Below are 1,818 nucleotides of genomic sequence, written 5' to 3' on the forward strand. Positions count from 1 at the left end.
GCCCTTATATATACGAAAAAAGGAATTTTCGAACTAGATTCATTTGCTTTAATTACTGTTGACCTAAAAAATAAATCTATTCTCAATGTGCTCAAGGATACTACATCAGAAGGTAACCACCTAATTGCATTAGGAAGCATGTGGAATTCCGGACTATACAAGTTGACTTCAACCCCTGAAGGTTTAGTTATTGGTAAAAAAGTTCCTATTAGCTTCGATACATCTCTGCCTTTCAGACAATGGAGAAAGGTAATGACTAAGCCTTTGGGTATGCCTCGCTCTGTAACAGGGAAAATATGGTTTGGCGACTTCAGAGGTATATATACCTATGATGTTCGTACGAGTAAATTTTATGAAAAGTCTCGCGACGCCAGCAATTTTGTTGGAACCGACATACATATCGACAATGGTAAGTTATACATTACTAGTATGGATAATGGTTTAGTATCAATGCCATTAGAAACTCCAAATAAATTTACTCAGATTTTCCCAAGGAGAGGCAGTGATTGGCTTCTAGCGGGGCATACTTGGTCAGTTAATAGCAATGAACAAGGCGTATTTGCAACGCTTTCACCATGGAACTTAGCACAAGATTATCTATTAACAGCTGATAAAAACGACAACTTTCTTAACGTTCAGCAGATAGACAATGCAACTGATAGAGCCAGTTCGGAAGCATTCTGGGGACAAAGTTACTCTAGAAAACTTACAGTAGATGATGAGATTCTTGTATACAAAGATGGTTTTACTGGCGGTTTATTCAAATTAAAATACACTCCACGCCAGAATAATAGTGACATACAGGAGACAACTTCTGAAAAAGTGTTTTCTACTCCTAGTAATCGTGTTTATCGGGCTCTTTTGAAGACAAATGAATATGTTGTGACTTATCACATAGATGATGTTCAGAGTCTACATTTTAACGATAATGAAACGGGAGAGTTGATTAAAACTGTACAAGCTCCAGCTGGCCTTTGGGCTTTTGATATTGCTAATATCGACGACACACTATATTTGATAGGCGCTAGGGGCAGTGCCGTAATATACAAGTTTGACGAGCAGCAGAACTCATTCGTTGAAGTATTAAAGGAAGAATCATCCTCTGCTTTCCTAAGCTTCAAAAAATCACCAACAAGCCTCTTAACGATTGCGGGCGCCGTCAATTGGGGAGGAAGCGCAAATGGAAAGGTTTTATTGAAACCTTCTAATGAGGATGTGTGGAAAGATATGACCTGTTTACTCTCTAATGAGAGTGGAGTGGTGGATATAGAGTTCACAAATGATGGACAATACGTCTATTTATTACAACAAGTGGGGTCAATAATACGAATCAAAACGACGCTTCTTGATTCATTTCAAGGTTGTGGTTAACTAGTTATTAAGTGTCCCAAAAATCTTTTGGTATATAGGGGAGCGTGCGCCTTTCCCCTACCTTCTCTTTTCAATAAAAATTAAAATTGATTTTCTACTTCCGGCATTCTTGTAGTAAAAAGGATGCTGATGTAATCTATTTTAAAAGTAGTCGAAGCTCAAAAAAATTTAGACCATCTATTTCGCGATATACAAGGAAGATTAAGGTGATAGCAGCAAGTGACTCAAAAGCAATAAATGTATGTCGACTTCTATGTATATTTTTTATGACATTTGTTCATGTAAACCCTGGTCCTGAGGTGTGGGCTGAACATTCAAATATTTATGGTTTTGATCTACTTCAATTCTTTTCAAATTTTTTAGGGCGAGCAAGTGTTCCTGCCTTAAGTATTATCAGCGGATATCTTATTGTAAATTCCTTTTATAAATCCCCTGACTGGTTTTCTT

At 37.2% G+C, this 1,818-nt stretch carries 2 protein-coding genes; both read left to right on the forward strand.

Translation table 11 applies throughout. The features are described from left to right. Positions 1 to 1,371, forward strand: a 1,371-nt coding sequence (locus tag KL866_RS11315) for a hypothetical protein (RefSeq protein WP_214995114.1), incomplete at its 5' end; no start/stop codon positions are given. Positions 1,372 to 1,577: 206 nt separating this feature from the next. Continuing rightward, the coding region (locus tag KL866_RS11320) for a hypothetical protein (protein WP_214995116.1) at positions 1,578 to 1,818 on the forward strand (241 nt) is incomplete at its 3' end.

The sequence above is a fragment of the Alteromonas sp. ALT199 genome (assembly GCF_018619335.1).
Classification (GTDB): Bacteria; Pseudomonadota; Gammaproteobacteria; order Enterobacterales; family Alteromonadaceae; genus Alteromonas.